At 72.6% G+C, this 22982-nt stretch carries 27 protein-coding genes and 1 tRNA gene; 13 read left to right on the top strand and 15 right to left on the bottom strand.

Annotation, left to right across the window (positions count from 1 at the left end):
• The coding region (locus D476_RS0106715) for a serine hydrolase domain-containing protein (RefSeq protein WP_017623191.1) at nt 1-1909 on the bottom strand (1909 nt) is incomplete at its 3' end.
• Nucleotides 1910-2057: 148 nt separating this feature from the next.
• On the opposite strand from D476_RS0106715, the gene msrA reads away from it, so the two are divergent.
• Nucleotides 2058-2753 carry a peptide-methionine (S)-S-oxide reductase MsrA gene (gene msrA, locus D476_RS0106720; protein WP_017623192.1) on the top strand — a complete coding sequence of 232 codons (696 nt, stop codon included), beginning with the start codon at nt 2058-2060 and terminating at the stop codon, nt 2751-2753.
• 15 nt (nt 2754-2768) lie between these two features.
• On the opposite strand, the gene D476_RS37295 is transcribed toward msrA, so the two are convergent.
• Together D476_RS37295 and D476_RS0106725 are read right to left on the bottom strand one after the other, a co-directional pair.
• Nucleotides 2769-3368, bottom strand: a complete 600-nt coding sequence (locus tag D476_RS37295) for a hypothetical protein (protein WP_152529249.1) — start codon at nt 3366-3368, stop codon at nt 2769-2771.
• 650 nt (nt 3369-4018) lie between these two features.
• A complete protein-coding gene (locus D476_RS0106725) occupies nt 4019-4993 on the bottom strand; it encodes a helix-turn-helix domain-containing protein (protein ID WP_017623193.1) in 975 nt (324 codons plus the stop codon).
• A 165-nt stretch (nt 4994-5158) separates the two neighbouring features.
• On the opposite strand from D476_RS0106725, the gene D476_RS0106730 reads away from it, so the two are divergent.
• Nucleotides 5159-5422 (top strand): hypothetical protein, encoded by a 264-nt coding sequence (locus tag D476_RS0106730; RefSeq protein WP_017623194.1) that lies wholly within the window; start codon nt 5159-5161, stop codon nt 5420-5422.
• The gene (locus D476_RS32355; protein ID WP_017623195.1) at nt 5419-5667 is read left to right on the top strand and encodes a hypothetical protein; all 249 of its coding nucleotides are present in this window, start codon (nt 5419-5421) and stop codon (nt 5665-5667) included. The genes D476_RS0106730 and D476_RS32355 overlap by 4 nt, the downstream gene beginning before the upstream one ends.
• Nucleotides 5668-5886: 219 nt before the next feature.
• Here D476_RS32355 and D476_RS0106740 read toward each other — a convergent pair whose 3' ends face one another.
• From D476_RS0106740 to D476_RS39900, 7 genes are all read right to left on the bottom strand, one after another.
• Nucleotides 5887-6333 (bottom strand): PPOX class F420-dependent oxidoreductase, encoded by a 447-nt coding sequence (locus tag D476_RS0106740; protein WP_017623196.1) that lies wholly within the window; start codon nt 6331-6333, stop codon nt 5887-5889.
• Nucleotides 6334-6590: 257 nt separating this feature from the next.
• Nucleotides 6591-7106, bottom strand: coding sequence for a hypothetical protein (locus D476_RS0106745; RefSeq protein ID WP_017623197.1), 516 nt, complete (start codon nt 7104-7106; stop codon nt 6591-6593).
• A gap of 155 nt (nt 7107-7261) precedes the next feature.
• Nucleotides 7262-7933: an SDR family oxidoreductase gene (locus D476_RS0106750; RefSeq protein WP_026123307.1), complete on the bottom strand. Its 672-nt coding sequence runs from the start codon at nt 7931-7933 to the stop codon at nt 7262-7264.
• Nucleotides 7934-8042: 109 nt separating this feature from the next.
• Nucleotides 8043-9605, bottom strand: a complete 1563-nt coding sequence (locus tag D476_RS0106755; RefSeq protein ID WP_017623199.1) for a fatty acyl-CoA synthetase — start codon at nt 9603-9605, stop codon at nt 8043-8045.
• A gap of 152 nt (nt 9606-9757) precedes the next feature.
• Nucleotides 9758-10843, bottom strand: a complete 1086-nt coding sequence (locus D476_RS0106760) for a 2-oxoacid:ferredoxin oxidoreductase subunit beta (RefSeq protein ID WP_026123308.1) — start codon at nt 10841-10843, stop codon at nt 9758-9760.
• Nucleotides 10833-12686 carry a 2-oxoacid:acceptor oxidoreductase subunit alpha gene (locus D476_RS0106765; RefSeq protein WP_017623201.1) on the bottom strand — a complete coding sequence of 618 codons (1854 nt, stop codon included), beginning with the start codon at nt 12684-12686 and terminating at the stop codon, nt 10833-10835. Before D476_RS0106765 ends, D476_RS0106760 begins: the two co-directional genes overlap by 11 nt.
• A gap of 255 nt (nt 12687-12941) precedes the next feature.
• Nucleotides 12942-13040, bottom strand: a complete 99-nt coding sequence (locus D476_RS39900) for a putative leader peptide (protein WP_333563638.1) — start codon at nt 13038-13040, stop codon at nt 12942-12944.
• 191 nt (nt 13041-13231) lie between these two features.
• Between D476_RS39900 and D476_RS0106770 the strand changes: the two genes are divergently transcribed.
• Entirely contained in the window at nt 13232-14092 is an 861-nt protein-coding gene (locus tag D476_RS0106770; protein ID WP_017623202.1) for a M48 family metalloprotease, read from the top strand.
• Nucleotides 14093-14155: 63 nt separating this feature from the next.
• On the opposite strand, the gene D476_RS0106775 is transcribed toward D476_RS0106770, so the two are convergent.
• Nucleotides 14156-14653, bottom strand: coding sequence for a YajQ family cyclic di-GMP-binding protein (locus D476_RS0106775; RefSeq protein ID WP_017623203.1), 498 nt, complete (start codon nt 14651-14653; stop codon nt 14156-14158).
• 160 nt (nt 14654-14813) lie between these two features.
• Between D476_RS0106775 and D476_RS0106780 the strand changes: the two genes are divergently transcribed.
• Nucleotides 14814-14895: transfer RNA gene (locus D476_RS0106780), tRNA-Tyr, on the top strand.
• A 411-nt stretch (nt 14896-15306) separates the two neighbouring features.
• Nucleotides 15307-15945 (top strand): DUF1707 domain-containing protein, encoded by a 639-nt coding sequence (locus D476_RS35475; RefSeq protein WP_239648618.1) that lies wholly within the window; start codon nt 15307-15309, stop codon nt 15943-15945.
• A gap of 70 nt (nt 15946-16015) precedes the next feature.
• On the opposite strand, the gene D476_RS0106790 is transcribed toward D476_RS35475, so the two are convergent.
• Together D476_RS0106790 and D476_RS0106795 are read right to left on the bottom strand one after the other, a co-directional pair.
• The gene (locus D476_RS0106790) at nt 16016-17482 is read right to left on the bottom strand and encodes a DEAD/DEAH box helicase (RefSeq protein WP_040725493.1); all 1467 of its coding nucleotides are present in this window, start codon (nt 17480-17482) and stop codon (nt 16016-16018) included.
• Nucleotides 17483-17726: 244 nt separating this feature from the next.
• Nucleotides 17727-17930, bottom strand: coding sequence for a cold-shock protein (locus tag D476_RS0106795; protein ID WP_017623206.1), 204 nt, complete (start codon nt 17928-17930; stop codon nt 17727-17729).
• Nucleotides 17931-18797: 867 nt separating this feature from the next.
• Here D476_RS0106795 and D476_RS0106800 point away from each other — a divergent pair.
• The 6 genes from D476_RS0106800 (at nt 18798) to D476_RS0106825 (ending at nt 20323) form a co-directional block, all read left to right on the top strand.
• Nucleotides 18798-19028, top strand: a complete 231-nt coding sequence (locus D476_RS0106800; RefSeq protein WP_017623207.1) for a hypothetical protein — start codon at nt 18798-18800, stop codon at nt 19026-19028.
• 61 nt (nt 19029-19089) lie between these two features.
• On the top strand, nt 19090-19317 hold the full coding sequence (locus tag D476_RS0106805; RefSeq protein WP_017623208.1) for a hypothetical protein: 228 nt from the start codon (nt 19090-19092) through the stop codon (nt 19315-19317).
• Between the two features lie 14 nt (nt 19318-19331).
• Nucleotides 19332-19562, top strand: a complete 231-nt coding sequence (locus D476_RS0106810) for a hypothetical protein (RefSeq protein ID WP_017623209.1) — start codon at nt 19332-19334, stop codon at nt 19560-19562.
• A gap of 21 nt (nt 19563-19583) precedes the next feature.
• Complete coding sequence (locus D476_RS0106815; RefSeq protein ID WP_017623210.1) at nt 19584-19817, top strand: hypothetical protein; 234 nt, start codon at nt 19584-19586, stop codon at nt 19815-19817.
• A gap of 10 nt (nt 19818-19827) precedes the next feature.
• Nucleotides 19828-20061 (top strand): hypothetical protein, encoded by a 234-nt coding sequence (locus D476_RS0106820; RefSeq protein WP_017623211.1) that lies wholly within the window; start codon nt 19828-19830, stop codon nt 20059-20061.
• 10 nt (nt 20062-20071) lie between these two features.
• On the top strand, nt 20072-20323 hold the full coding sequence (locus D476_RS0106825) for a hypothetical protein (RefSeq protein WP_017623212.1): 252 nt from the start codon (nt 20072-20074) through the stop codon (nt 20321-20323).
• Between the two features lie 141 nt (nt 20324-20464).
• Here the strand turns inward: D476_RS0106825 and D476_RS0106830 are convergent, their stop codons facing one another.
• Nucleotides 20465-21664, bottom strand: a complete 1200-nt coding sequence (locus D476_RS0106830) for a lipid-transfer protein (protein WP_017623213.1) — start codon at nt 21662-21664, stop codon at nt 20465-20467.
• Nucleotides 21661-22116 (bottom strand): Zn-ribbon domain-containing OB-fold protein, encoded by a 456-nt coding sequence (locus D476_RS0106835; protein WP_017623214.1) that lies wholly within the window; start codon nt 22114-22116, stop codon nt 21661-21663. Before D476_RS0106835 ends, D476_RS0106830 begins: the two co-directional genes overlap by 4 nt.
• A 191-nt stretch (nt 22117-22307) precedes the next feature.
• Here D476_RS0106835 and D476_RS0106840 point away from each other — a divergent pair, with 191 nt between their 5' ends.
• A complete protein-coding gene (locus D476_RS0106840; protein WP_017623215.1) occupies nt 22308-22841 on the top strand; it encodes a hypothetical protein in 534 nt (177 codons plus the stop codon).
• The last annotated feature ends 141 nt before the right edge of the window (nt 22842-22982 follow it).

A 22982-nucleotide genomic window follows, 5' to 3' on the forward strand; every position in this document is an offset into this window, starting at 1 on the left:
CGCGGGCGGCCCTGCCCCACCAGCCCCGCACCCAGGCCGGGACCGCGAGCACGGCGGCCGCGGCGGTCAGCGGGAGCGCCGCCGTCATCGGGGCGAGCAGCAGGGGCGGGTACGGCGGGAAGAGCGCGGTGCCCGGTCCGATGCCTTGCAGGGCCAGAGCGGCGCCGGAGCCCGCGGCCAGGGCGACGGCCAGCGCCGAGGCCAGCCCGGCTGCGAGGCGGGCGCCGACGGCCATGGGCGGGGCGTCGGCGGCGCTGCGCCCCCGCAGCGCGCGCACCCCGGCGGCGACCGGCCACGCCAGCGCCGACAGGGCCAGGACCAGGGCGATCGCGGCCGCCGTCCCCTGGATCAGCGCGTCGCGGTACCAGGGGACCCGCTCGAAGGCGTTCGACGGGATGTGGTCCATGCCCAAGGCCGCGACCCGGCCGTCCTCCTCGATGAAGGCCAGTTCGGCGCCCCTCTCGGCCGCCTCGCCCCCGACCGCGCGGAAGACGCCGTCCCCGGCGGGGCGCCACTCCGCCGCCCCGGCGAGCGGGTCGACCGTGCGCAGGAGGCCTCCGTCCGCACTCACCCGGGTCTGCAGGGCGGCGTAGAGCACCTCGGCGGGTTCGCGGTGCGGGATGCGCGTCATCGAGTAGGTGCCCGTGTACCGCTCCAGGCCTCCGCCGTCCGAGGCCCGCTCGCCGCCCCCGGCCTGCGGCGGTGCGGCCCCGTGGAACCGCTCCAGGTATTCGCGGACGAGATCGTCCCGGAGCGTGAACATCCCTTCGGAGGTCCCGTCGCCGTTGGCGGCCACGAAGATCCCGGCACCGTCCTCGGGGACGACCGCGTACTGGGTGTGCACCCCGGGGCCGTCGCCGCCGTGGCCGACCGCGCGCGGGTCGTCCGTGCGCAGCTCCCAGGCCCCGTAGCCGCTCCCGGTCAGGCGCGGGTCGTTGGCGGCTTGGCGGCCGAGCATCGCCTCCACCGCGCCGTCGGTGAGCACGTCCCCGCCGGAGGGGCGCCCGCGCAGCAGCTCCAGCATGAAGACCGCCATGTCGGCGGGGGTGGAGAAGGCGCCTCCGGCGGGCCCGCCGTTGATGTACTCGTGCTCCAGGCGCTCGCGCCCGCCCTGCCCGGAGCCGTACACGGCCGGCAGGTCCAGGCGCGCCCCGACCGTGTCGGGTCCGCCGAACGCGGTGTGCTCCATGCCGAGCGGGTCGAAAACGGTCCGCTGGACGTGGGCTCCGAACGGCTCGCCGGTCACCTCCTCCACGATCCGTCCGGCCACCGCGTAGCCGTAGTTGGAGTAGGCGGTGTAGCGGCCCGGCCGGTGGATGCGCTCGGGGCGCAGGTCGGCGACGTAGCGGCCCAGCGGGAGGATCTCCTCCTCCGAGGGCGCCCGCAGGCCGTCGAGCTGCTCGGCGAACCCTGCCGTGTGGGTGAGCAGGTGGTGCAGGGTGACCGGTCCGCGGGGGTCCTCCGGGAGCCGCTCGCCCTCGGGCAGGTAGGTGTTGACGTCCGCGTGCAGGTCGACCTCTCCGCGCTCGGCCAGCTCCACGACCGCCGCCGCGGTGAAGGACTTGGCGATCGATGCGGTGGGGAAGGCGGTGCGGCCGGGGTCGACGGGCTCGCCGGTCTCCAGGTCGGCGGCGCCGTAGCCCTCGGCGGCGAGCATGCGCCCGTCGCCGACGACGGAGACGCCGACGCCGGGGACGCCGTACTCGTCCATGAGCGCGGGAACGCGCTCGTCGAGGAAGGCGCGGACCTCCTCGGCGTCGGGGGCGTCCCCGGCGCTCGCGGCGGGTGGGGGCGCTGATGGGGCCGTGGACGCGGCGGCCGGGGCCGCGGTCGTCGGAGTCAGGGTGATCGCCGCGGGAATCGCCAGGGCCAGCGCGGCGGCCGCCGGTGCGGTGCTCGGGAAGGGCATCTGGGCCTCCGGAAGGGGCGAAGCGGAGTCCCGTCGAACGTAAGCGCGCACCTCGGGGCCGGGCAGTGTGCCAGGGGCCCGTTCCGGGGTGGGGCAGGTCCTACCCCGGTCTCCGGGGCCGACGCCGCCGAGCGGATACCGTGGAGGCATGTTCGGGCAGAAGACCACCATGATCGACCCGGAGCGGGCGCTGCCCGGCCGGGACACCCCGATGCCGGTCCCGGAGCGCCACGAGGTGCTGGGGACCCCGCTGGCACCGCCGTACCCCGAGGGCAGCGCGATCGCCGACTTCGGCATGGGCTGCTTCTGGGGCGTGGAGCGCACCTTCTGGAGGCTGGGCGCCGAGCGCGGCATCATCACCACGGCGGTGGGCTACCAGGGCGGGTACACGCCCAACCCCACCTATGAAGAGGTCTGCACGGGGCGCACCGGCCACACCGAGGCGGTGCGCGTGGTCTTCGACCCCCGGAAGATCTCGTACGAGGACCTGCTGAAGGTGTTCTGGGAGGGCCACGACCCGACGCAGGGCATGCGCCAGGGCAATGACGTGGGCACCCAGTACCGGTCGATGATCCTGTACCACGGCGAGTCCCAGCGCGCGGCGGCCGAGTCGAGTCGCGAGGCGTTCCAGCCGGTCCTGACACGCGCCGGGTACGGCCCCATCACGACGGAGATCGTGGAGGCCGGGCCCTTTTTCTTCGCCGAGCCCTTCCACCAGCAGTACCTGAGCGACGCGAAGAACCCCAACGGCTACTGCGGAGTGGGCGGCACGGGTCAACAGGTAGGTGACCCTTCCGGGTGGGGCTCGTGCCCCACTGGGGTCGCGCGCACCGATGGCCAGTAGCTGTGGAGACTGGGCTCATGCGTGCTTATTTCTTGAGTCATCTTCGGGTTTGCTCGTCTTCGGGGGACCGGTGGAAGGCCAGTTTGAAGGTGCGGGGATGATCGAGAGTAGACGAGGAGAGGCAGCGGCAGCTGCTTGAAGGCGAAGATTCAACTCCTCCTGCTGTTCGATGTACTCATCGACATCCTCAGAGATCTCCGGGGAGGAATCGGCGAATTTTAGTCGATATTCGAAGGTGTGCATTCTACGAGGAGGGCGGCTCGGAGACCAGAACTGGATTCCGGTGTCCGAGCCGTGAAGGGCTATTCGCAGACTAGTGTAGCCTTCATCTTCGAGTTGGTCAGTTTTTTTCGTCTTTCTGTTCGGAAATTTGACGTCTTTTTCGTTGTAGTGAGTCGGTTGAAAGTATCCGATCAATGCGGCTTCGCATAGGTCGGTTTGTTCTTGGATTCGCTCTTCGTTTGTCCTTGTTGCGCGAAGCGCGTACCCGGTAGGCCCCATCCGGTCGAAGGCCTCGAAGCTTCCTGGTCCAGAGAGTGTTACGACTGTTGCCGCGTCAGTCACTCTGAGTAGATTTATGAAGATGTCGTAGTCCTGGTGTTCATGGTCGGACATTATGCGTTGGTATGTCTCGTGGCGCATGAGGCGATGCAAGGCGTTCCTGGACCCGTCCTCACCTCGTGATTGTCCGATGTAGAGAACTTCGTGGTGGGTTAGGTCTTCTCTGAATCCGGATGCGAGTAGAGACAGACCCCAGGTGTCCCCGTGGAGTACAGGCTCTCCGGTGACTGGATCTGAAATTGTGTAATATATCCACGGCCTCTCTGAATTCCATGCGAGTTGCACGGGAAAGTGTAGGCGCAGTCGAAATCGGGTGCTACTCTCAGCTTCCTCCAAGGTGACTATTTTTCCTTTTAGGGTGCCGCGACGCGTGAGGCGGGCGTCTTTTATGTATGTCCGAGGGCGGCGCGAAATGATATACAAGTGACAGTCATTTGCCAGTTCCTTCATTTGTTGCATTAGGGGAAACTGGCTTGGGCGGAATGTTGCTGCGAGTTCGCATCCTAGAACTTTTCCGACTGCCATTGGTCCTCGATGTCTGCGGGGTGTGTAGGACTGCAGTGACGCAGTATGCCCGGACCCGACGACAAGATCCGAAGGCAGGAGGTGCGTTGGTGAGGCAGCGGCATGGAAACGTGAACCTTGCCGGAAATGCTCGAATCTTGCGTTGTTGTCGGTTTTTGTCGTGCGGCGATTGCCTATCGCTAGACCGCTGCTCGGGCCTGCTCAAGTGCCTCCCGGTACTCACGCGCCCACTCGGCTCCCCGCTGGTCGGCGGGGAGCCCGTCGAGGCCCGTCCGGAGGTTCTCCGCGGCGTCGGCGTACTCGGCGAGCGCGAGCAGGGCGAGCCCGATCCCCATACGGGAGAACGTCGGCGACAGCCAGTAGGCCGTACCGGGCGGCTCGCTCCCCTCGGCTTGGGTGGTGAGGTCGGCCGCTTCGTCGAGGAGACGGCGCGCGGCGTCCCGCTCGTCGAGCAGCGCGTAGCCGTGCGCGGCTTGAACAGCGTCGCCTACCCGCTGGAGTAGGGCCGCGCCGGGCGTGTTGTACGCGTTGAGGAACCAGCGGACCACGGCGCGCGGACGCCCCTGCTGGCGTGCGAGGTAGCCCTTGAAGTTCGCGGCCTGTGCGGCAAGGGCGCCGTCCCCGACGTCGTCGGCGCGGTCTTCGGCCTCCGTGAGCCACCGGACGGCCTGCGCATCGTTACGCGCCTCCGCGTGCAACCACCCGATGAACTGAACCCACTCCGCAGCGACCGTGTGCAGCGCGTCGGCATGTGGGCCGCGTGCTTCCCTCGCGAGCCGCTTCACCTGTCTCCACTGGGCAGTGACGCCCGGAAGCATTGCGGTCGCTGGCATGACGTCGTCGAGCCGCCGTTGTGCTGCGAGCACGTCGGCCAGAGCGACCACGGTCGCACCGTCGAGCCGGGAGGGACTGTCCAGCGCCCCACTCACCCGCTCGCGGTCGTCGGGGGTGAGCGTCTCGGCGAGCGCTTTGAGCGCCCCCTCTGCCCCTAGCTCCGCGTCGAGCCGCTCGGCGAGCAGTGGGGAGGGGCGCTGCTTACCCGAGAGCACACGCGAGAGGTAGCCAGCGTCATAGTTCACAGCGCGGGACAGGGCACGCAGCGACAAGCCCTGTTCCTTCATCGCGCGGTGGACGAAGTCTCCGAAGTCGGTCATAGGGCAGCGCTCCCGGGGGTGTTGACCGTTGCCGTCTCCAGAGTAGGCAACACGGTCACACTCCCGCCGAGTCGTTGAGCGCACGAGCATAGGCGGACACGAAGACCCCCGCGACGCGGGCAAGGCGTCCGGGGGCGTGGCCACCAGCTACAGGGAGCTGACGACATGGCAGACACTAGCCGGAACGAAGACCGCACCGCGACACTGTGGGGGCGCTCGCCGGAGCACACCGCCGACCACGCCGCAGCGGCTCGGCTGCAAGCCCAGTACCCGCACATGGTGATCTGGTTCGGGGAGACCTCCGGCCACTTCTACGCGATGGACGCATCCGGTCTGCACGAGCGCCCCACGCTCGACGCGCTCGCGATGCTCGCATGGCAGCGCACCAACCGTCCCCGCCCGCGCGGCGCTGTGGTGAGCGCCCGATGAACGCGGTGGAGGAAGCGCACGAGGCCATGCGGGAGCGGCTCAACACCGCCTACAACGGGCGCTGGCGCGTATGGCGGTCGCGCGACGACAAGGGGCGTCCGGCCGCGTGGGTGGCGACCAACATCGGCGTGCCCGGTGCGGCGCCGACGCTGCACGAGACGACCCCCGAGCGGCTTGAAGCCCAGATGAAGAACCCGCCGCGCGGGTTCGCCGGACCGCTGACGGAGGTGCCGCCGGAGCCATAAGGGAGGTGGGAGCCGCGCGGGCGGCCGAGTCGCCGACGGCGGCCGTCCGCGCGGAGAGAGACGGCCCCGGCGCCTGTTGAGGGGCGGCGCCGGGGCCGTTGCCATGGGGTGGGATCGGTCGATTCTGACCAGCGATAAGCCCACAGGCCGGGGTCGCACGGTTCGCCGCGCGGCCCCGGCCCGCTCCGTTTTCCGGGGTCCGGCCCACACGGGGCCGCGTCAGGCGATGGCCTCGCCGTACACGCGCTCGACGTGCATCGTCATCAGGACCCTGCGCTCGGAGACCATAACGGACCGGTACTCCGCCCAGTCCGGGTGCTCGCCCGCCGCCTTGCGGTAGTAGTCGACCAGCGCCTCCACCTCCGGCCCGTGTGGGTCGTCCCCCGGCCCGACCAGGGTCACGGGGCCCTCAGCGGTCGCCCACGCCCACCCGTCGGGCCGTGTCACCTCCAGCGCCGCCCGCGGGTCCCGGCGCAGGTTCACCGTCTTCGCGCGTCCCTCGGTCATCGACACGTACAGGGTCTCGGTCCCCCGGTCGTAGTACGGCATGACGGGCGAGAGCTGCGGAAGCCCGTCGGCCTTGATCGTGCCGAGCACTCCGAGCCTGCTCTCGGAGAGCAGCGCCCGCGGGTCGAATCCGGCCTTCTCCTGGTCCTGGGTGGTCATCGTCGTCGCTCCCTGAGAACGGTCCGTCCGGTCCGGCCGTTGGAGGCCGTACAGGTCACAAGCCGCTGGGCCGCCCCGCAATTCCCCGCGCCGGTAAGGGGAGCGCGGGCATACGAAAGGCCCACGCACACCGGGTGCGTGGGCCCCTCGCCGTTCGTCGGGGCTTCTACTGACCGTAACCCGGGTACTGCTGGCCGTACCCCTGCTGGGGCTGCTGCCCGTAGCCCGGGTACTGCTGGGGCTGCTGCCCGTAGCCCTTAGCCGTACCCCTGCTGCTGCGGCTGCTGCCCGTAACCGGGGTACTGCTGGGGCTGCTGCCCGTAGCCGTAGCCCTGCTGGGGCTGCTGCTGGCCGTAGCCCTGCTGCTGCCCCGTCTGGTACTGGTAGGCGGCGTACGGGTCCTGCGGCTGGCCGCCGGTGTGCTGCTGGTAGGCCTGCTGCTGGCCGGTGTTGTGCTGCTGGGCCGCGTCGGTCGCGGGGGCCTGCTCCTCGGCCGCGGACGCGGCCTCCCCGGCGCCTCCGGCCGACGGGCGGAACACGCACAGGTGCAGCGCCTCGCCCTCCGGCCCGGTGACCGGGGTCATCTGGTCGAGGCGCCAGCCGGCCTCCTCGATCCCTTCAAGGATGCGGGTCAGCCCCGGACGGACCTTGCTGGAGCCCTCGTCGAACCCGGCGACGTCCAGCTGGACGATGAACATCCGGCGGTTCTGCTGCGCCGCAACCTTGGCGTGCTCGACGACGGTGCTGTCTCTGACGACCTGCGTGACGCTCATGGAATGAACCGTACCTATCTGCTCTGCCTGCTCTGCCCTCGCGGCACTGCGGAGCGGTAGGTCCGCGGGGCCGTCCGCGTCCGCCCATGATGCCGCCTATGGGCCCGGTCTGACCAGAAGGCCCAGGCAGGAGCGGTTCGCGGCCAAAGGAGGTGCTAGGTGACCGCCGCGTCCACGGCCTCGTCAACGGGCACGTCGCCGCCGACCAGCTCCAGCACGCGGCCGATGGCGGCCGTCGAGGCGGGCTCGGCCAGCAGCGCCGCCAGCACCTCGGCGACGTCGTCGCGCGGCACCTCGGCCTTGTCCACCGAGGCCGCCAGGTGCACCCGGCCGGTCCCCGGGCCGTCGGTCAGCCGCCCCGGCCGCAGGACCGTCCAGTCCAGCGTCTCCGAGCGCCCGCGCAGGTCGGCGTCGGCCGCGCGCTTGGCCTCCACGTAGGCGGCCCACACCGGGTCCGACCCCGGGGCGGGGCCGTCGTCCACGCCGATCGCCGACACCATCACATAGCGCCGCACCCCGGCCAGCGACGCCGCGTCGGCCAGCAGCACCGCGCCCGCCCGGTCGACGGTGTCCTTGCGCTCCGCGCCGCTGCCCGGCCCGGCGCCGGCCGCGAACACCACCGCGTCGGCGTCCATGACCTTCTCCGACAGCTCGGTCACGGTCGCCTTCTCCAGGTCGATCACGACGGGCTCGGCCCCGGCCGCCCGCACGTCGTCGGCCTGCCCGGGGTCGCGGATCAGGGCCACGGGGGTGTCGCCGCGCGCGGACAGCAGCCGCTCCAGGCGCAGCGCGATCTTGCCGTGGCCACCGGCAATCACAATTCGCATAGGGGCAGGCTACGCCGCCCGGCGGGGGCGGGTGCGGCGGAACGGCCGCCCCGCCGCAGTGCCCTGCGTCACGGGGGGCGGGGCCGCGGCCTGCGCTCCGCCCCCGTGCTCACTGCGCCTGCGCGCCCTTGGGGTCCCCCTCCTCGGCCAGCTCGTCTCTGAGCACCCGTTTGAGCAGCTTCCCGCTGGCGTTGCGCGGCAGGTCCTCCACCAGGTGCACCTGCTTGGGCACCTTGAACCCGGCCAGGTGGCGCCGGGTGAAGGCGATCAGCTCGTCCCCGGCGACCCGCGCCCGCGGCACCACCACCGCGGTCACCGCCTCGCCCCACCGGTCGTCCGGGAGCGCGATCACCGCCGCCTCGGCCACCGACGGGTGCCGGTACAGCACCTCCTCCACCTCGCGGGAGGCCACCAGCACGCCGCCGGTGTTGATCACGTCCTTGAGCCGGTCCACCACGGTGAAGTACCCCTCGGCGTCGCGCCGGGCCAGGTCCCCGGAGTGGAACCAGCCGCCGCGGAACGCCTCGGCGGTCTCCTCCGGCTTCTCCCAGTACCCCGAGCACAGCTGCGGCGAGCGGTACACCACCTCGCCGGTCTCCCCGGGCGCCGCCGGGGCGCCGTCCTCGCGCACCACCCGCGCCTCCACGAACAGCACCGGCCGCCCGCACGAGCCCATCCGCTCCGGGGTGTGCTCCTCCGGCCGCAGCACCGTGGCCAGCGGCCCGATCTCGCTCTGCCCGAAGCAGTTGTAGAACCCGATGCCCGGCCGCCGCGCGCGGATGTCCTCCAGCGCCGAGACCGGCATCGCCGCCGCCCCGTAGTACCCCTTGGCCAGCGACCCCAGGTCGCGCGTGTCGAAGTCGGGGTGGTCGCGCAGCGCCAGCCACACCGTCGGCGGCGCGAAGAAGGAGGTCGCCTGATCCTCCTCGATCCTGCGCAGCACATCGGCGGGGTCGGGCGCCTCGGACACCGTGTTGCACGCCCCCGCCGCCAGCCCCGGCATCAGGAACACGTGCATCTGCGCCGAGTGGTACAGCGGCAGCGCGTGCAGGATCCGGTCGTCCTCGGCGATGTCCAGGGCGTGCAGGCAGCTCGCGTACTCGTGCACCAGCGCCCGGTGCGTCAGCATCGCCCCCTTGGGCGCCGACGTGGTGCCCGAGGTGTACAGCAGCTGCGCCAGGTCGGTGTCGGAGACGTCGGTCACCGGCCCGGTCGGGGCGTGCGGGTCGCGCGCCACCTCCAGCACCGACTCCAGGGCCCCGCGCAGCGCCAGCACGTCCCGCGCCGGCACCGACGGGCGCACCTCCTCCACCCGCCCGGCCAGCCGCGGGTCGGCCAGCACCACGATCGACCCCGACTGCGCCAGCAGGTAGGCCAGCTCCTCCCGGCGCAGCGCCGGGTTGACCGGGACGTGCGCCAGCCCCGCCCGCGCGCACCCCAGGAACGCCAGCACGTAGGCGTCGGAGTTGCCGCCGAACGCCGCCACCCGGTCGCCGCGGGTCAGCCCCAGTCCCAGCAGCCAGGCGGCCACCCGGCTCGCCCCCCGGTCCAGTTCGGCATAGCTCCACTCCCGGCCGCCGAACCTGAGCGCGGTGCGGTCCGGCACGCGCGCCGCCGCGCGCCTGAGGACCCCGTCCACCGTGCTCGCCGTGACCGCGGCTTCCCGCTCCATCGCGCCTCCCGCTGCCCTCGCCCGCGTGACGTATCTCACTACGGTAGGGGTGGCCGGGCGGCGGCGCCAGCTAGGGGGCGCCGGAGCGCGGCCCCCGCCGGGCACCGCGTGCCCGGCGGGGGCCGTTCAGGCCGGGAGGACCTCCCCGGCCCTCACTCCACCGTCCAGGTGTCGCCGCTGGCCAGCAGCGCCCCCAGGTCCCCCTCGCCCTGCGCCGAGCGGGCCTCGGCCACCTGCTCGTTCATCAGGGCGTCGTAGGTGGGCCTGCGGACGTCCCGGAACACCCCGATCGGGACGTGCTCGAACGCCGGCTGGTCCAGCCGGGACAGTGCGAAGGCGTACCCCGGGTCCTCCCGGTGGGCGTCGTGCCGCAGCACCGCGTCCTCGCCCGCCTCCTCGGGGCCGGCCAGGCGCAGGCCGCCGAACCCGTCGGCGACCACCCCGCGCCCGCCCGCGGTGAGCGGCTCGCCGTGCTCCATCCGCAGCAGCCGCAGGTCCCGCTCGGCCGGGTCCTTCAGCGGCTCGAACGCGTCGTCGTTGAAGATCGGGCAGTTCTGGTAGATCTCCACGAACGACGCCCCCTCGTGGGCGGCGGCCGCACGCAGCACCGACGTCAGGTGCTTGCGGTCGGAGTCGACCGTGCGCGCCACGAACGTCGCCTCGGCCCCCAGCGCCAGCGACACCGGGTTGAACGGCGAGTCCAGCGACCCCATCGGCGAGGACTTGGTCACCTTGCCCGCCTCGGAGGTGGGCGAGTACTGGCCCTTGGTCAACCCGTAGATGCGGTTGTTGAACAGCAGCACGTTGACGTTGACGTTGCGCCGCAGCGCGTGGATCAGGTGGTTGCCCCCGATCGACAGCCCGTCCCCGTCCCCGGTGATCACCCACACCGACAGGTCCGGGCGGGACGCGGCCAGGCCGGTCGCGATCGCCGGGGCCCGCCCGTGGATCGAGTGCATCCCGTAGGTGCTCAGGTAGTAGGGGAACCGGGAGGAGCAGCCGATGCCCGAGACGATGACCACGTTCTCCCGCGGCACCCCCAGCTCGGGAAGGAACCCCTGGAAGGCGGCGAGGATCGCGTAGTCGCCGCACCCGGGGCACCAGCGCACCTCCTGGTCGGACTTGAAGTCCTTGGCCTTGGAGGGCTCCTGCGCCGCCGGGACCAGCTTGAGCCCGGGGAAGGCGGGGGCAGCGGCCCCGTCGGCGCCGTTCACTGCGGATCCGTTCTCACTCGGCACGATCGATGACCTCCTGGATGACACCCGCCAGCTCCTCGGCCTTGAACGGCAGGCCCCGCACCTTGTTGTAGCCCGTGACGTCGGCGCCGAAGCGGCCCCGCAGCAGCAGCGAGAGCTGCCCCAGGTTGATCTCGGGGACGAGCACCCGGTCGTAGCGGGCCAGGGCCTCCTCCAGGCCGGGCGGGAAGGGGTTGAGGTGGCGCAGGTGCGCCTGGGCGACGCTGCCGCCCGCGCGCCGCACCCGGCGCACCGCGGCGGCGATCGACCCGTAGGTGCCGCCCCAGCCGAGTACCAGCACCCGGGCCTCGCCCGAGGGGTCGTCCACCTCCAGCGGGTCCAGTCCGCGCGCGATCCCGTCCACCTTGGCCTGGCGCGAGCGCACCATCAGGTCGTGGTTGGCGGGGCTGTAGGAGATGTCGCCGCGGCCGTCGCTCTTCTCGATGCCGCCGATGCGGTGCTCCAGGCCCGGGGTGCCCGGCACCGCCCAGGGGCGCGCCAGCGTCTCCGGGTCGCGCCGGTAGGCCAGGAACTCGCCGCCGTCCCCGTTGGGCTCCTCGGCGAAGTCCACCGACAGGTCAGGCAGCGCGGACACGTCCGGGATCCGCCACGGCTCCGAGCCGTTGGCCAGGTAGCCGTCGGACAGCACGATCACCGGGGTGCGGTAGGCGGTGGCGATGCGCCCCGCCTCCACCGCGATGTCGAAGCAGTCCGCGGGCGAGCGCGGCGCCAGCACCGGAACCGGAGACTCCCCGTTCCGTCCGAACAGCGCCAGCAGCAGGTCGGCCTGCTCGGTCTTGGTGGGCATGCCGGTGCTGGGCCCGGCCCGCTGCACGTCGACCACGATCAGCGGCAGCTCGGTCATCACCGCCAGGCCCAGGGTCTCGCCCTTGAGCACCATGCCCGGCCCCGAGGTGGTGGTCACCCCCAGCGACCCGCCGAAGGCGGCCCCCAGGGCGGCGCCCACCCCGGCGATCTCGTCCTCGGCCTGGAACGTGCGCACGCCGAACCGCTTGTGCCGGGACAGCTCGTGCAGGATGTCGGAGGCGGGGGTGATCGGGTAGGAGCCCAGGAACAGCGGCAGCCCGGTCAGCCGGGAGGCCGCCACCAGGCCGTAGGAGATCGCCAGGTTCCCGGTGATGTTGCGGTAGGTGCCCGGCGGCAGCGAGGCCGGCTTGACCTCGTAGGAGACCGCGAAGTCCTCGGTGGTCTCACCGAAGTTCCACCCGGCCTGGAACGCCGCCAGGTTCGCGGCGAGGATCTCCGGCTTGGCGGCGAACTTGGACTTCAGGAACCCCTGGGTGCCCTCCGTGGGCCGGTTGTACATCCACGACAGCAGGCCCAGGGCGAACATGTTCTTCGCCCGCTGCGCGTCCTTCTTGGTGACGTCGAACTCCTCGACGGCCTTCATGGTCATCGAGGTCAGGGGGACCCGGCTCACCTTGAACTCCGACAGCGACCCGTCCTCCAGGGGGTCGGAGGCGTAGCCGACCTTGGCCAGGCTGCGCTTGGTGAACTCGTCGGTGTTGGCGATGACGGTGGCGCCCCGGGGCAGGTCGTCCACGTTTGCCTTGAGCGCCGCGGGGTTCATCGCCACCAGCACGTCGGGGGCGTCCCCGGGGGTCATGATGTCGTGGTCGGCGAAGTGGAGCTGGAAGCTCGACACCCCGGGAAGGGTGCCGGCGGGGGCCCGGATCTCCGCCGGGAAATTCGGAAGGGTGGAGAGGTCGTTTCCGAACGACGCCGTCTCCTGGGTGAACCGATCGCCGGTCAGCTGCATCCCGTCGCCGGAGTCTCCCGCGAACCGGATGATGACGCGATCGAGACGTTGGACCTTCTTGGTCACTGAGATCGCCGACCTCCTCGACGAGCCCCCGCGGGCCGCGGAGGCTCAGGTTGCCTCGGCCCTCGCCGCCAGACTACTCACCGAGCCGCCCGGCGGGCGGTCGCGTGGTTCCGGCGCAGGGCCCCAACGGTTGCCAATGGGATCAGTGGGGACCTGATGGGCGGTGCCTGGCGTGCACCGCAGGGTGAGGGCCGGGCCCGCACCCCCCTTCCGGGAACGGCCGCGCCGCGCGGCGGCGGCGCCCCCGTGCCGGGGTCAGGGGCGACACAGGGCGCTCTCCACCCGTGCCAGGTCGACGTGGCGCCGACCGGTGAGCAGGGCGCCGGGGAGGCGGTGCGGAGTGATAACGGCCACGTCCGCCACTATAGGCGCCCGCTCCCGGGCGCGCGGTCGGCGGGGTCGGGGCGGATCAGGTCGGCCGGTCCCGGCCGGGAACGGACCGGCGGGGCCCACACGTTCCTATCGGTGGACGGGCCGGGAAGGGCCGCCCGGACCAGCAGGACCCCACCGGACCATCCGACGGACGAAGGAGGGCGGGACCCGCCGTGCACCCCAACCCGATCCGAGCGGCCGCCCTGCTCGCGGCCTTGGCGGCGGTGATCGTGCTGGCCGGGTGGGCGTGCGCCGGTGTCCAGGGCGTGCGGGCCGCCGCGGTGGTGGTGCTCGGGGTGACCGGGCTGGTCTGCTTCTTCGGGGACTCGCTGGCGCTGCGCGCGATGCGGGCGCGGCCGGTGGGCGAGTTCGAGCGGCCCGAGCTGCACCGGGTGGTGCGCGACCTGGCCACCCAGGCGCGCCAGCCGATGCCCCGGCTCTACCTGTCCCCGACGGTGGCGCCGAACGCCTTCGCCGTGGGGCGGGGGCCGCGCTCGGCCGGGATCTGCTGCACCACCGGGCTGCTGAAGCTGCTGGACGAGCGGGAGCTGCGCGCCGTCATCGCGCACGAGCTGGCCCACGTGCGCAACCGGGACACCCTCGTGTCGGCGGTCGCGGTGGGGCTGGCCACCATCATCACCTCGCTGACCGCGCTGGCGCTGCTGCTGCCGCTGGACGACGGCGACGACGAGGGGCCCGGCCTCCTGGAGGGGCTGCTCTTCCTGGTGCTGGGGCCGCTGGCGGCGCTGGTGATCCACGCCGGGGTGGGGCGCAGGCGCGAGTTCCGCGCCGACGATGCGGCGGCCCGGCTCACCGGGGACCCGCTGGCGCTGGCGTCGGCGCTGCGCAGGATCGAGGCGGGGGCCCGCACCCACCCGCTGCCGACCGAACGGCGGCTGCTGGCGGCGGGCCACCAGATGATCGCCAATCCGTTCCCCAAGCGGGGGATGTGCCGCCTGTTCGACGCCCACCCGCCGACGGCCGAACGCATCCGGCGCCTGCGCGCGCTCGACGAGAAGTGGCGCCTGGAGTGAGCGCCGGAGGGGACGGGCCGCCGACCGCCGTACATGTGCGCCGCGGCGGTCGGCGGCCGCGCCCTACCGGTAGTTGACGAACTGGAGCGCCAGGTCGAAGTCCTTCTCCTTGACCAGGGTCATCACGGCCTGCAGGTCGTCCTTCTTCTTGCCGCTGACCCGCAGCTCGTCGCCCTGGATCTGCGCCTTGACGCCCTTGGGGCCCTCGTCGCGGATGAGCTTGGAGATCTTCTTGGCGTCCTCGGAGGTGATGCCCTCCTTGAGGGCGACGGGCAGGCGGTACTCCTTGCCGGAGGCCTTGGGCTTGTCCGGGACGTCCAGGACCTTCAGGGACACCTTGCGCTTGACGAGCTTCTCCTTGAAGACGTCCAGGGCGGCGTTGACGCGCTCCTCGGAGTTGGCCCGGACCTCCACGCCCTGCTCGCCCGACCAGGCCAGGGAGGCGTTGGTGCCCCGGAAGTCGAAGCGCTGGGACAGCTCCTTGACGGCCTGCGTCAGCGCGTTGTCGACCTCCTGCCGGTCGAGCTTGGAGACGATGTCGAAACTGGATTCAGAGGCCACGTGCGCTCACACTCTCGGGGTACGGGTCGTTTCCGGCGGGCGGCCCCGGACCCTGGCGGGCCCGGCCGCCGCGGCACAGAGCCTATCGATTCGCGAGCGCGGCGCTCGTCCGCTATCCTCGATCACGTCGCCGCGCCCCACAGAGGGCGCAGCACTCCCAGGCAGGTTGCCCGAGTGGCCAAAGGGAGCGGTCTGTAAAACCGCCGGCTCAGCCTACGTAGGTTCGAACCCTACACCTGCCACCCACGGAAAACGCCCCTTGACCAGCGTGAGCGCGGTCAGGGGGCGTTTTCGTTCTGTCCGGCCGTGTCCGGCTGAGGATGGCTGCCGACGGCCGTCTGTGGCGAATACGCGGCGAAGTTCCTCGCCCCGCGGCCGCCTACTCCCCGGGGAGTGCTGTGGAGCCGGGCCGGGTGGCTCCTTCTGCCGTTTCCGCCTTGCTCCGGTCGAGTGGCCTCTTCGCGTGCAGCCCGTCAGGGCCTTGGGCTCCTGTAGGTCCGCCGCCTCCATGGGATCACCCGGCCCTCACCCGGGGCGCCGTCGACTGTCGGAGCGGGGGCGGTGCCGTCCGGGGGCCTGTCGGCCGAGCCCCCCGGGGGCGATCGCGGCGGCCACAGGGGTTGACATTCCATTGTGGACGGTGCATTCTGGAGGTGACCGTCCACAATGGACAATCGGGGGACGCCATGGACTCCACCTCACCCGCCGCGCCGCGATCGGACCGTCCGTCCCTGCGGGTCGGCGACAGGGAGCGTGAGCGGACGGCCGCTCTCGTCAGTGATGCGGCGGCCGCCGGGTACGTCGGCATCGAGGAGCTGGACGGGCGCCTCGAAGACGTATGGGCGGCCCGCACGGCGGGCGAGCTCGACGCGGTGGTCGCCGACATCCCGGTGGACCGGCTGGAGGCCGGGCCCGCCGCCCGACCCGCGGAACGGGCGGAGCGCGGCCGACCGAGCGCGACCGGGTTCCGCGTCCACCTGAGCTCCTATATCGGGGTGATGACCCTGCTCGTCGGGGTCTGGCTCGCGGTCGGCGTGACGTCCGGCGCCTGGTACCCCTGGTTCGTCTGGCCCGCGCTGGGGTGGGGGATCGGCGTCGTGGCCGATGGAATCGGTACGCACGCCCGAGTCCGGAGAGGCGGCGCCCGGGGCCTGCGCTGCGGCGCGCGTCCCGATGCCTGGCAGTACGCCCGCCACGTCCACTCCCTGCACCACGCCCGCGGGGGCGCGGCCTCCGGTACCACCGGTGCGGTCGGCGGCGCCCCCTGGCCCCCGGGCACGCAACGGCCCTGACACGACGAACGAAGCCCCCGCGCCCTCCGGTGGGATCCGGCGGGCGCGGGGGCTTCGTGTGCGGGCTCGGTCAGCGGCGGCGGCCGCGGCCTCCTCGGCGGGGCGGGGCGTCGTTTCGGACACCGCTCCCGCGCCGGTTCGGGGCTCCGCGCCGCTCCGGCGGGGCGGAGGTGCGCACCGTGACGGGCACGCCCGACGGCTCGCGGGCGCCGGTCACCTCGGCGAGGGCCGGGTCCGAGGCGCCGCCCGCCAGGGTGCGCGGCGTGATGCGGGCCCGGTCCATCAGGCGGCCCACCTCGCGGCGCTGGCCCGGCAGCACCAGCGTGACCACGCTGCCGGACTCCCCGGCCCGGGCGGTGCGCCCGCCGCGGTGCAGGTAGTCCTTGTGGTCGGTGGGCGGGTCGAGGTTGACCACCAGGTCAAGGCCGTCCACGTGGATGCCGCGGGCCGCCACGTCGGTCGCGATCAGCGCCGTCACGTCGCCCCGCTTGAACTGCGCGAGGGTGCGGGTGCGCTGCGGCTGGCTGCGGCCGCCGTGCAGGGGCGCGGCGAGCACCCCGTTGGCCAGCAGGTGCTCGGCCATCCGGTCCACCGCGCGCTTGGTGTCGAGGAACATGATCACCCGGCCCTCGCGCGCTGCGATCCGGGTGGCGACGTGCTTCTTGTCCTCGGCGGACACGTGCACGACGTGGTGCTCCATGGTGGAGACCGCGCCCTCGGACAGGTCGACCGAATGGACCACCGGGTCGTTGAGGAAGCGGCGGACCAGGGTGTCGACGTTGCGGTCCAGCGTGGCCGAGAACAGCATCCGCCGCCCGTCGGCCGGGACCTCCTGCAGGATCGCGGTGACCTGCGGCATGAAGCCCATGTCGGTCATCTGGTCGGCCTCGTCCAGGACCGCGGACTCCACCCGGTCGAGCACGCAGTCGCCGCGCTCCATCAGGTCGCGCAGCCGTCCCGGGGTGGCCACGACCAGGTGGGCGCCCTGCTGAAGGGTGCGGGCCTGGCGGCCGATGGGCATGCCGCCCACGACGGTGGCCGTGCGCACCCCCACCGAGCGCGCGTAGGGGTTCAGGGAGTCGGCGACCTGCTGGGCCAGCTCCCGGGTGGGGGCCAGGACGACCGCCAGCGGGCGCCGCGGCTCGACGGAGCGCCCGTCCAGGGCGGCGAGCAGCGCCAGCCCGAAGGCCAGGGTCTTGCCCGACCCGGTCCGGCTGCGGCCCAGCACGTCGCGCCCGGCCAGGGCGTTGGGCAGGGTGGCCGCCTGGATCTCGGAGGGCGTGGTCAGGCCCTGCCGTGCCAGCGTGCGCTTCAGCGGCAGGGGCATCTCCAGCGCGTCGAAGGACTCGACGGGAGGGAGCGCCGGGGTGACGGTCGCGGGGAGCGCGAACTCCCCGGAGGGACCGCCGCCGCGGGGGCGCCCGCCGCCCTGGGGGCGCCCGCCCGACTGGGGGCGTCCACCGGTCTGGGGGCGCCTGCGGCCGCCTCTGCGAGAGGGGCGGTCGCGGGTCGTACCGGGACGGTACGGCTGAGTCATATATGGCCTTTCGCCTACGGCGTTCGCCGGGCGGGGAGGCCCTGCAGGCCTCGCAGGAGAGAACCGGGGACGCCGGATGAATGAGGAACCTGTGCGCGCTCGCCCGGCGGAGGCCGCCGGGGCGCGTGGAGCCGGTGCGGTCGGAGAACGACGGCTGAGAAGAACCGGCTGTCACACAAAGAAGAGCGGTGGGGCCTAGCGCCCGTAGGGCGGGCCCCAGCCGCTCGAAGGAGCCGCGGCTCCTTTAGATCAGGCTGATGTTCTCGGCCTGGGGGCCCTTGGGGCCCTGGGTGGTCTCGAACTGCACGCTCTGGCCTTCGGCCAGCTCACGGTAGCCCGTGGCCTGGATGTTGGAGTAGTGGGCGAAGACGTCGGGGCCGCCGCCGTCCTGCTCGATGAAGCCGAAGCCCTTGGTGCTGTTGAACCACTTGACCGTACCGGTCGCCATATGGGCGCCTCTCTCTAGGAACATGAAGAAAACCGCAGCCGGCGATTTTCCCGTCACTGCGGTGATCTCCTGATCGAGACGGCGTCCCATCAGGGGTTCACAACTGCAACTCCCTACGAAGCTAACACACCGGGACCGATCTGTCCCGACGACCGGGTGTGTCACATGGCACCGCGGATCGGGGAATCGGCCCTCGGGGGCGGCGGCCGGGCCTTGCGCGTGCCGACCCGCCGAAAGCGGCTGCGCCTCCGGAGCCGGTCTCGGTAGGCTCGACGCGCCTTCGGGCGCGCCCTGCACGTTGCGGCTCGGCCGCGGCCTCCTGGCGGGCGCCGCGCGCGGGAGGCTCCCGCCCCTGTCTTCTCTTCCGAAAGCGCTGTCTTTCCAGGGGCCCTGTTCTCCCTTCCGGGGGCTCGGTCCGCCTTTCCGGCGCCACGCCCGAGCCGAGGACCGACCCGCTTCCCTCCGCATATGGGCATGACCGAAACCCGTCACACGCCCATGGGCAGGCCCAAGTGCCGTGTGCCCCTGCGGGCGCCGGTCCGCATCCTTCCGCGCGCCGCCCGGAGCCCTGGGCGCCGGACGTTCCGACCGCGCGGCCCGGCGCGCCGCCCCCGCCGCCGTGGGCCGTGGACGCGAGGTGCGGCCACCCGGAATGCCGGAAATGGCGCCGCATTCCCTCAGGGCATTTCCCGTACATGGGGGATGCATTGCCGAATAAGGGTGAACTGGACATTTTGAAGCCGCCGTTTCGGCGTTGACAAAATACGCTGCGTAGTCCCATGATTACTGACGTCCACCGCGGGGGAGCGTCCGCACGGCGCGCCCTTATCTATCCGCCTCCTTAGGGAACCTTCCGGGGGAATCGCAATGAAGAAGCTGACCGCCGCCGGCGTGCTCGCCGGTGCCGCCATGGGCGCCGTCCTGATGGCCGCTCCGGCTCAGGCCACCGACCAGGACTACAACTCCAACCTGCAGGGTGTCCCGATCCAGGTGTGCAACGCCAACGTCGGGGTCCTGGGCGCGGCCGTCCCGGTCCTGTCCCCGCAGACCGTCGTGGGCGACTGCACCAACGGCCCGATCCTGACCAACGTCGGCTAGAGCGGCGCTGCCCGTCGAACGGGTGACGATTCCAGACTTTCTTTCCAGAGGGGAATTCCGAATGATCCGCAAGATCTCCGCCGCCGGCCTGGTCGCCGGTGCCGCGATGGGCGCTTTCCTGGTGGCCGCTCCGGCTCAGGCCACGGACCAGGAGTACAACTCCAACCTGCAGGGTGTCCCCGTGCAGGTGTGCAACGCCAACGTGGGCGTCCTCGGTGCCGCGGTGCCGATCGTCTCGCCGCAGACCACCGGCGCCTGCACCAACGGCGCCATCTCCACGCTCGCCTAGGAAGGACCGACACCATGATCCGCAAGATCTCCGCCGCCGGCCTGGTCGCCGGTGCCGCGATGGGCGCCTTCCTGATGGCCGCTCCGGCCCAGGCGACCGACCAGACGTTCAACCAGAACCTGCAGGTCGTTCCCGTGCAGGTGTGCAACGCCAATGTGGGCGTCCTCGGTGCCGCGGTGCCGATCGTCTCGCCGCAGACCACCGGCGCCTGCACCAACGGCCCCGTTTCGACGATCGTCGACTAGTTCCAGAGAGGACGCATACCAATGCTGCGCAAGATCACTGTCGCCGGCGCGCTCGTCGGCGCCGCCGCCGGAGCCGTCCTCATGGCGGCCCCCGCCCAGGCCACGGACCAGGACTTCAACTCCAACCTGCAGGGCATCCCCGCGCAGGTCTGCAACGCCAACGTCGGCGCGGCGATCGGTTTCGCCATCCCGGTGGTGTCGCCGCAGAGCACGGGCGCCTGCACCAACGGCGCCATCTCGACGCTGGTCAAGTAGGGAGAAGCAGATGCTCCGCAAGGCCACTGTCGCCGGTGCGCTGATCGGTGCCGCCGCCGGAGCCGTCCTCATGGCGGCCCCCGCCCAGGCCACGGACCAGGACTTCAACTCCAACCTGCAGGGCATCCCCGCGCAGGTCTGCAACGCCAACGTCGGCGCGGCGATCGGTTTCGCCATCCCGGTGGTGTCGCCGCAGAGCACGGGCGCCTGCACCAACGGCGCCATCTCGACGCTGGTCAAGTAGGGAGAAGCAGATGCTCCGCAAGGCCACTGTCGCCGGTGCGCTGATCGGTGCCGCCGCCGGAGCCGTCCTCATGGCCGCTCCGGCCCAGGCGACCGACCAGACGTTCAACCAGAACCTGCAGGTCGTTCCCGTGCAGGTGTGCAACGCCAATGTGGGCGTCCTCGGTGCCGCGGTGCCGATCCTGTCCCCGCAGACCACCGAGGACTGCACCAACGGGCCGGTCGGCACCGTCGTCGACGAGGACGACGGCTACCGCCACTGACGCGGGTCCCGGGCGCGGCGGCGACCGCCGGAGCCGTCCCGCCCGGATGACCGGCCGTGGGCCCCCGCCCCTCGAACGCACCGAGGGGCGGGGGCCCACATCCGTGTGCGGGGGCGCCGTTCCCGCGCCCGCGTGCCCCGGTCACCGGGTCAGCACGGCCGCCGACCCGTGGCCGAACAGGCCCTGGTTGACCGCGATCCCGACCCGGGCGCCCTCCACCCTGCGCTCCGGCTCGGCGCGCCCGCGGAGCTGCGCGGCGACCTCGCACACCTGGGCGATGCCCTGGGCCGGGACCGCCTCGCCGAAGCTCGCCAGACCCCCGCTGGGGTTGACCGGGATGCGCCCGCCCACCCGGGTCGCCCCGTCGCGGAGGAGCCCCTCGGCCCCGCCGCGCGGGCACAGCCCGATCTCCTCGTACCAGTCCAGCTCCATCGCGGTGGACAGGTCGTACACCTCGGCCAGGTCCAGGTCCTCGGGCCCGACCCCGGCCTCCTCGAACGCGGCGCGCGCGTTGGCCTCCCGGAAGCGCGGGGCCCGCCCGCCCGTGTCCCCGTCCTCGGCGCGGGGCGGGTCGCCCGCCAGGTAGGGCATCTCCGGCTCGGCCACCGGGTACTCCGGAACGGCCGCCGACAGTCCGGCCAGGCGCACCGGGTCGGCGCCCCGGCGGCGCGCGTCCTCCTCGCGCACCAGCACCAGCGCGGCGCCTCCGTCGCTGGTCGCGCAGACGTCCAGCAGGTGCAGCGGGTCGGCCACGACGGGGGAGGCCAGCACCTCTCCGGCGGTCGTCCGCTTCCGGTAGCGGGCCATGGGGTTGGCCGCGCCGTGCGCCGCGTTCTTGGCCTTGACCGCGGCGAAGTCCTCGGGGCGCGCCCCGTGGAGCTCCATCCGGCGGCGGGCGGCGAGCGCGAAGTAGAGCGGGTTGGCGGCGCCGAGCAGGCGGAAGCGCAGCCAGTCGGGGTCGTCGGGGCGGTCGCCGCCCAGCGGGGCGAAGAACCCCTTCGGGGCGGACTCGGCGCCGACCACCAGGGCCATGTCGCTGAGCCCGGCGAGCAGCCGCGCGCGGGCGGCCGCGATCGCCTGGGCGCCCGACGCGCAGGCCGCGTAGGAGCTGGCGACCTGCTGGCCCCGCCAGCCGAGGGCGCGGGCGAAGGCGGCCCCGGCGACGAAGCCGGGGTAGCCGCCGCGGACCGTGGCGGCTCCGGAGACGAAGTCGACCTCGGAGGCGTCGGCCCCCGCGTCGGCGAGCGCCGCCCGCGCGGCGGCGGTGCCGTACTCGGTGAAGGGGCGGCCCCATTTGCCCCAGGGGTGCATTCCGGTGCCGATGAGGCACACGTCGCTCATCGCACGCCTCCGGCGGTCTGCGCGTCCCCGCCGCCGTCGGGGAGGGGGCGCCACTGCCACACGGGGAAGCGTCGGCCCTCGGGGCCCGCGGCGGTGCCTTCGACGAGCTCGGCGGGGGCGCCGATGCGCAGCGAGGACAGGGCGGTGCCGGGCGGGGCCTGGCCGAGGACGATGGGCCCGGGGCCGTCCAGCTCGACGGCGACCAGCACGAACGGCTCGAAGGGGTCGGTGGGCGGGACGTAGGGGGGCGGCGGGGGGTAGCGGCAGTCGGTGAAGGACCAGATGCGGCCGCGGCGGGGGAGCGCGGCCACCACCGGGTCCCCGCCGGGGCAGTGCGGGTCGCGGCAGTGCGCCCGGTCGGGCGGGAAGGACACGGCGCCGCAGGCGGTGCACCGGCTGCCGAGCAGGTGGGGGCCGTCGGCGCCGCGGGCGATCCAGGGGGCGGTCTCCATGCGCCAGATATATCACCTAACGCTTGCTTGGTACAGGGTCGGCGGCGGCCCGCCGGGGCGGGAGCGGGCCNGCCGAGAGGGGTTCTGCTCCGACCGGATCTCAACGGACACCGGGCCGTTCCGGCACCTCCCCCGAAACCGCACGTATGATCACAGTGAGTGACGATGTTCGGCGTCCGAGGGAGGACCCCATGAAGCCGACGCGCACCATCGCCGCCGCCGCGGCCGTCCTCGCCGCGGCGGCGGGCTGCACCGCGGGCGGGGGAGCCGTCCGGCCGTCCGGCTCCGGGCCGGGCGGAGACGCGTCCCCGACCCCGTCCCCGACGGGGGCCGCGCCCTCCTCGCCGGGGCCCGGCGGCGCCCCGAGCGCCGGCGCGGCCGAGGAGGTCTACGTCTACAACACCCACGGCGACGAGGACGGCTACGCCGACCAGGAGCCGGAGGGCCTGACCGCTTCGGAGTTCACCGCCTTCAACGACCTGGAGTGGACCGAGTGGGGCACCGACAGGGCGAGCGGCGAGGGCGACCTCACCGGAACCTGGTGCCTGCCGGAATGCCAGGACGACCCCTACCGCGTCCCGGTCGAGCTGACCGACCCCGAGCCGGTCGGGGGACGGATGTACTTCACCGGCTACGAGGTGGGCGCCTCCGGTGAACTCCCGGACGACCGGCGCAAGGCCATGGAGGAGGCGGACGGCGGACGGCTGATGCGTCCGGGGGACTGACGGCCGGCGCCACCCGCGGCGGCGCCGCGCGGTGCCCCGTCCACGGGTTCGGCATATTTCCCACGCCGCGCAGAACACCCAGCTCACCGGCGTGATTTCGGCCGCCTGTCCGGAGCCGGGACGGGCAATCGGGGCACGGCG

It is taken from the genome of Nocardiopsis chromatogenes YIM 90109, assembly GCF_000341185.1.
Taxonomy (GTDB): domain Bacteria; phylum Actinomycetota; class Actinomycetes; order Streptosporangiales; family Streptosporangiaceae; genus Nocardiopsis_A; species Nocardiopsis_A chromatogenes.

What these genes read in the sequence shown, in the direction of transcription:
- msrA (WP_017623192.1), top strand. Translation starts at nt 2,058, where the DNA reads ATGTTCGGGCAGAAGACCACCATGATCGACCCGGAGCGGGCGCTGCCC.
- D476_RS37295 (WP_152529249.1), bottom strand. Translation starts at nt 3,368, where the DNA reads ATGTCCGACCATGAACACCAGGACTACGACATCTTCATAAATCTACTC.
- D476_RS0106725 (WP_017623193.1), bottom strand. Translation starts at nt 4,993, where the DNA reads ATGACCGACTTCGGAGACTTCGTCCACCGCGCGATGAAGGAACAGGGC.
- D476_RS0106730 (WP_017623194.1), top strand. Translation starts at nt 5,159, where the DNA reads ATGGCAGACACTAGCCGGAACGAAGACCGCACCGCGACACTGTGGGGG.
- D476_RS32355 (WP_017623195.1), top strand. Translation starts at nt 5,419, where the DNA reads ATGAACGCGGTGGAGGAAGCGCACGAGGCCATGCGGGAGCGGCTCAAC.
- D476_RS0106740 (WP_017623196.1), bottom strand. Translation starts at nt 6,333, where the DNA reads ATGACCACCCAGGACCAGGAGAAGGCCGGATTCGACCCGCGGGCGCTG.
- D476_RS0106745 (WP_017623197.1), bottom strand. Translation starts at nt 7,106, where the DNA reads ATGAGCGTCACGCAGGTCGTCAGAGACAGCACCGTCGTCGAGCACGCC.
- D476_RS0106750 (WP_026123307.1), bottom strand. Translation starts at nt 7,933, where the DNA reads ATGCGAATTGTGATTGCCGGTGGCCACGGCAAGATCGCGCTGCGCCTG.
- D476_RS0106755 (WP_017623199.1), bottom strand. Translation starts at nt 9,605, where the DNA reads ATGGAGCGGGAAGCCGCGGTCACGGCGAGCACGGTGGACGGGGTCCTC.
- D476_RS0106790 (WP_040725493.1), bottom strand. Translation starts at nt 17,482, where the DNA reads ATGACTCAGCCGTACCGTCCCGGTACGACCCGCGACCGCCCCTCTCGC.
- D476_RS0106795 (WP_017623206.1), bottom strand. Translation starts at nt 17,930, where the DNA reads ATGGCGACCGGTACGGTCAAGTGGTTCAACAGCACCAAGGGCTTCGGC.
- D476_RS0106800 (WP_017623207.1), top strand. Translation starts at nt 18,798, where the DNA reads ATGAAGAAGCTGACCGCCGCCGGCGTGCTCGCCGGTGCCGCCATGGGC.
- D476_RS0106805 (WP_017623208.1), top strand. Translation starts at nt 19,090, where the DNA reads ATGATCCGCAAGATCTCCGCCGCCGGCCTGGTCGCCGGTGCCGCGATG.
- D476_RS0106810 (WP_017623209.1), top strand. Translation starts at nt 19,332, where the DNA reads ATGATCCGCAAGATCTCCGCCGCCGGCCTGGTCGCCGGTGCCGCGATG.
- D476_RS0106815 (WP_017623210.1), top strand. Translation starts at nt 19,584, where the DNA reads ATGCTGCGCAAGATCACTGTCGCCGGCGCGCTCGTCGGCGCCGCCGCC.
- D476_RS0106820 (WP_017623211.1), top strand. Translation starts at nt 19,828, where the DNA reads ATGCTCCGCAAGGCCACTGTCGCCGGTGCGCTGATCGGTGCCGCCGCC.
- D476_RS0106825 (WP_017623212.1), top strand. Translation starts at nt 20,072, where the DNA reads ATGCTCCGCAAGGCCACTGTCGCCGGTGCGCTGATCGGTGCCGCCGCC.
- D476_RS0106830 (WP_017623213.1), bottom strand. Translation starts at nt 21,664, where the DNA reads ATGAGCGACGTGTGCCTCATCGGCACCGGAATGCACCCCTGGGGCAAA.
- D476_RS0106835 (WP_017623214.1), bottom strand. Translation starts at nt 22,116, where the DNA reads ATGGAGACCGCCCCCTGGATCGCCCGCGGCGCCGACGGCCCCCACCTG.
- D476_RS0106840 (WP_017623215.1), top strand. Translation starts at nt 22,308, where the DNA reads ATGAAGCCGACGCGCACCATCGCCGCCGCCGCGGCCGTCCTCGCCGCG.